This window comes from Psychroserpens sp. (assembly GCF_047633235.1).
GTDB lineage: Bacteria > Bacteroidota > Bacteroidia > Flavobacteriales > Flavobacteriaceae > Psychroserpens.
This window is the reverse complement of record NZ_JBLIET010000092.1, coordinates 1-4,122: the sequence shown is the minus strand read 5'-3', so window position 1 is coordinate 4,122 and position 4,122 is coordinate 1. Positions and strand designations below refer to the sequence as shown.

Sequence of the window (4,122 nt, the reverse complement as noted above, 5' to 3'; positions counted from 1 at the left end):
TCTGAAGAGACTGATTTTATTAACGATTTGAAAATCAATTCGGCTAATCTAGTCGATGTGATTTTAGATGTAGAAGATGAATTTAATATTAGAATTGAGAACGACGATATGGAAAAAATGATATCTGTAAGAGCAGCTATGGACGTCGTGAACGAAAAATTAGCAGCAAAATGATAGGCAATGATATTGTCGATTTAAAATATAGTTCTACCGGTTGGGTACGTCCTCGCTTTTTAGATAAAGTTTTCGCGCTAAACGAACAAGCGCTTATTTTTTCTTCGGAAAATCAACATCAAACAGTGTGGTTGCTTTGGAGTATGAAAGAGGCTGCTTATAAAATTCATGTGCAGCAATTTGGTGAACGTTTTTTTAATCCGAAACGTTTGGTGTGTGATCTTACTGTTGAAGAAAAAGGAATTGTTAGAATAGATAATAATTGCTATTACACAGAATCAACGATTACAGAAGATTATGTCTATACTGTTGCTAAACAAGATCATAATCAAGAGGTGTGTACGTCTGTTTTTAAAACTAAAAAGGAAGGATACAGGATCCAAAGTAATGTGCTGAAACAACAGTTACTAAAATCGATTTCTGAAATCGAAAAGATAGATTACAATGTCTTAAGTATTAAGAAAACGCATCTTGGAGTTCCTGAGGTTTTCGTTAATTCTGAAAAATCCCAAAAACCAATTTCACTGACACATTGTGGGAGATTTTCTGGTTTTGCTTATTAAAATAACGTGTTGTATTTTTGAACAACAGAACATACTATTATAAATCTTATGAGAAAGTTATTTACCATATTAGTATTGGCAACAGTTACTATAAGTTGTCAAAAAGAAGAAAAATTAGACATAACTACAATTACTATTGAAACAGACATCGACTCTTTTGCGACTCCAAAATTATTTAGACCTATTGATGGTATTTTAATGTGGGATAACAATGTTGATAGTCTATTAATAAATTCAGACTATAAGTATTCTGGCAGTTTTAATATTGAGAAACCAGAGTATGTGAGATTACTTTTGAATAAGGAAAGGTATGGTATGATATTGTTAACCAATCAAAATTATAATATAACTCTCAAAGATAGTACTATCGTGTTTTCTGGTGACAATGCTAAAGGTCAACAACTTTACAATACTTTTGATAGAACGCCAACTGGAGCTTTTTCATTTTTGAATAATTTTGATAAGGATTCGACTTCTGTTTTATTAAAGACTCATATTGATGATTTAAAAGCTAAAGAAATTGTACAAATTAATAACCTTAAAGGGCAGAAAGAAATAGACAATCAATTTCATGAATTATTAAAAATAGATATTGATTATTATTATGCCAATGCAATCGTTAGTCTTGCTGATTACAGAAAGGGTCAGGTTGAAGATGAGTACAAAAAGAGTTTCGAAGACTTAAGTGACAGAGCCAATAAAAAGTATCCTTATAAAGTACATAGTAAACCACAAAACTGGACTGATTATGTTATGGAAGCTAAAATCTATCCTGAAGTACAAAATAAATATTCACAAGAACAACGTTATGCGTTCTATGCTAAAGATAGTATACATCCTATTTATTTAAGCGCTATTAAAAATGTTATTGATGAGCCTTTTAGGGAGCACTTGCTTGCAAATTATATTATTAATAATTCTAAACAAACAAATTATGAACAAAGCTTGGTAATCGCTTTTGATGAATTCAATAAGGATTACCCTAATAGTGAGTTTACAGAATATCTTAAAAGTGATATATCTGTAATAAGGGATTATCATGAAAAGATTAAAAAAGACTTATCTCAATCAGTAATATTTATTGAAGGTGAAAGCATAAATAGTTTAGTCGAGTTGCTTAAAGAATTTGAAGGTCAAAAATTATACATAGATGTTTGGGCTACTTGGTGCGGACCTTGTAAGAAAGAATTTTCTAATAACCATAAAATTGCAGGGATGTTGGAAGACAATGGCTATAAAAAGCTATTCATTTCTCTTGATCGAGAAAATGAGAAAGACAAGTGGATGGATCTCATTAAATATTATGAACTTTCTGGCTACCATCATTTAGCAAATCAGGAGTTTTATAAAGATTTTGCAAGTGAGCACTCACGAATTCAAAATGGGATTACCATTCCACAATATTTAATTGTCAACGATAAAGGTGAAATTGTTACCAATAATGCGCCAAGACCTGGTAAGCCAGATGAAGTTCTCAAAATAATAATGGATCAAATTTAATTGGTTTTTAGAATCAAAAAAGCAGACCAGCAGAAGTCAGCCCACTTTTTCCCTTTCTAAGGTATATTATCTACGCTTTTTATCTTGGCGTCTTTTGTTTTTCCAAGGCGCATTTTTCTGCCAGTCGCCTACCATAATAGAACCAGAAAGCATCACTTCGTTAGAATTTAAAGTTCATAAACGAAGACGTGTTGCACTTAGAATTTTCTTCTATTGAATTGCCTAACGGACCGGATTGGAATTTACTGAAAGAGACGATTTATAATAGTATTTCTAGGAAAACAGCTCTACTTTCTTTAATTTGATTAGTGCTCTCAAAAAAAACGCGCTCTCCATCTAAATCTGCTTCGACTAGATAATAATTCCCTTTAAAATAACTTGTAATTACAGTTGCTTTTAACTCGGAAATCTCAATAACCTTGAGTTGATTAGCATAAATAATTTTATCATTAATGATATTGAATTCACCAAAAAAGGAAGCAACTAATGGTGTTTTTGGATTTTTATATAAAGCTTCAGGAGTATCGTAAGCTTCTATTATATTATTGTTGAGAAGTATCATTTGATCTGCAAATCCTAATACATCATCCTTATCATGAGTTGCTAAAATACAGGTTACATTTCTCTCTTTGAGGTATTTAAAAACATTGCGTCTTAAGGCTTGTTTTTTAAAATTATCAATGTGACTAAAAGGCTCATCTAGTAAAATAATTTCAGGCTGTTTTGCTAAGGCTCTTGCTAAAGCGACACGTTGTTTTTGTCCGCCAGAAAGTGTTTTGACTTTAGTTTGAGCGAAAGAGGTGAGTTCAACAATGTCTAGTAATTCTGCTGTACGTTCTTTCTTTTCCTTTGGAAAAAAATTAGAGAGAAAGGTTCCGATGTTTTCTTCTACAGAAATAAATGGCATCAAATCAAATTCTTGAGCCACATATTTCATAAACTGATAACCAACTACCAGATTATGTTTTGGACCAAGGACTTCGATATCTTTCCAGTGGATATTTCCGAAGTTAAGATCATATTCACCATACAATACTTTTAAAAGTGTGCTTTTACCTGAGCCACTTTCTCCTATGATTGCTAAGTTTTCACCTTGTTCAACTTTAAAAGATAGGTCTTTTAAAATAGGTGTTTTTTTATAAGAAAAGTTAAGGTCTTTTACGTTTAGCATAGCGTTACAAAAATACTATAAAAAAAGTCGCTCTTTGACGGAGCGACTTTTAAATATATTTAGAAAATTTTATCCTTTTACTTTTTCTTTAGTTTGGCTTGGTAAGACGTCAAATCCCATATTATAAAGTGTGAATCCAAAAATATCTGCATACTGCTCAATAGTTTTAGATACTGGAGTTCCTGCACCATGACCAGCATCTGTTTCGATACGAATCAATGTAGGATTGTTTCCTGTTTGTTTGGCTTGTAACTCGGCAGCAAATTTGAAACTATGTGCTGGCACCACACGATCATCATGATCTCCCGTGGTGACCATTGTTGCAGGATATTGCACGCCTTCTTTTACATTATGAACTGGAGAATAGCCTTTAAGGTAGTCAAACATTTCTTTGTTATCCTCTGCGGTACCATAGTCATAAGCCCAACCAGCTCCTGCTGTAAATGTATGGTAACGCAGCATATCTAATACACCAACTGCTGGCAATGCTACTTTCATTAAGTCTGGTCGTTGGGTCATTGTCGCTCCAACTAATAAACCACCGTTAGAACCACCTCTAATTGCTAAGTAATCTGAAGATGTATACTTCTCAGCTATCAAATATTCTGCTGCTGCAATGAAATCGTCAAATACATTTTGCTTTTTAAGTTGTGTTCCTGCATCATGCCATGCTTTGCCATATTCTCCACCACCTCTTAAATTAGGAACTGCATA

Annotated in this window: 5 protein-coding genes; 3 read left to right on the top strand and 2 right to left on the bottom strand. The window is 32.8% G+C overall.

All coding sequences use genetic code 11. The annotated features are described in order from the left end of the window. The 3 genes from ACJAZK_RS14840 to ACJAZK_RS14830 form a co-directional block, all read left to right on the top strand. A partial coding sequence (locus ACJAZK_RS14840; RefSeq protein ID WP_415224716.1) for an acyl carrier protein occupies positions 1 to 174 on the top strand: 174 nt, incomplete at its 5' end. Then, positions 171 to 737: a 4'-phosphopantetheinyl transferase superfamily protein gene (locus ACJAZK_RS14835; RefSeq protein WP_415224715.1), complete on the top strand. Its 567-nt coding sequence runs from the start codon at positions 171 to 173 to the stop codon at positions 735 to 737. The genes ACJAZK_RS14840 and ACJAZK_RS14835, both read left to right, overlap by 4 nt. A gap of 48 nt (positions 738 to 785) precedes the next feature. Beyond that, positions 786 to 2,237 carry a TlpA family protein disulfide reductase gene (locus tag ACJAZK_RS14830; RefSeq protein ID WP_415224714.1) on the top strand — a complete coding sequence of 484 codons (1,452 nt, stop codon included), beginning with the start codon at positions 786 to 788 and terminating at the stop codon, positions 2,235 to 2,237. Between the two features lie 259 nt (positions 2,238 to 2,496). On the opposite strand, the gene ACJAZK_RS14825 is transcribed toward ACJAZK_RS14830, so the two are convergent. Together ACJAZK_RS14825 and ACJAZK_RS14820 are read right to left on the bottom strand one after the other, a co-directional pair. After that, the gene (locus ACJAZK_RS14825) at positions 2,497 to 3,408 is read right to left on the bottom strand and encodes an ABC transporter ATP-binding protein (protein ID WP_415224713.1); all 912 of its coding nucleotides are present in this window, start codon (positions 3,406 to 3,408) and stop codon (positions 2,497 to 2,499) included. Between the two features lie 69 nt (positions 3,409 to 3,477). Continuing rightward, a partial coding sequence (locus ACJAZK_RS14820; protein ID WP_415224712.1) for a prolyl oligopeptidase family serine peptidase occupies positions 3,478 to 4,122 on the bottom strand: 645 nt, incomplete at its 5' end.

What these genes read in the sequence shown, in the direction of transcription:
- ACJAZK_RS14835 (WP_415224715.1), top strand. Translation starts at nt 171, where the DNA reads ATGATAGGCAATGATATTGTCGATTTAAAATATAGTTCTACCGGTTGG.
- ACJAZK_RS14830 (WP_415224714.1), top strand. Translation starts at nt 786, where the DNA reads ATGAGAAAGTTATTTACCATATTAGTATTGGCAACAGTTACTATAAGT.
- ACJAZK_RS14825 (WP_415224713.1), bottom strand. Translation starts at nt 3,408, where the DNA reads ATGCTAAACGTAAAAGACCTTAACTTTTCTTATAAAAAAACACCTATT.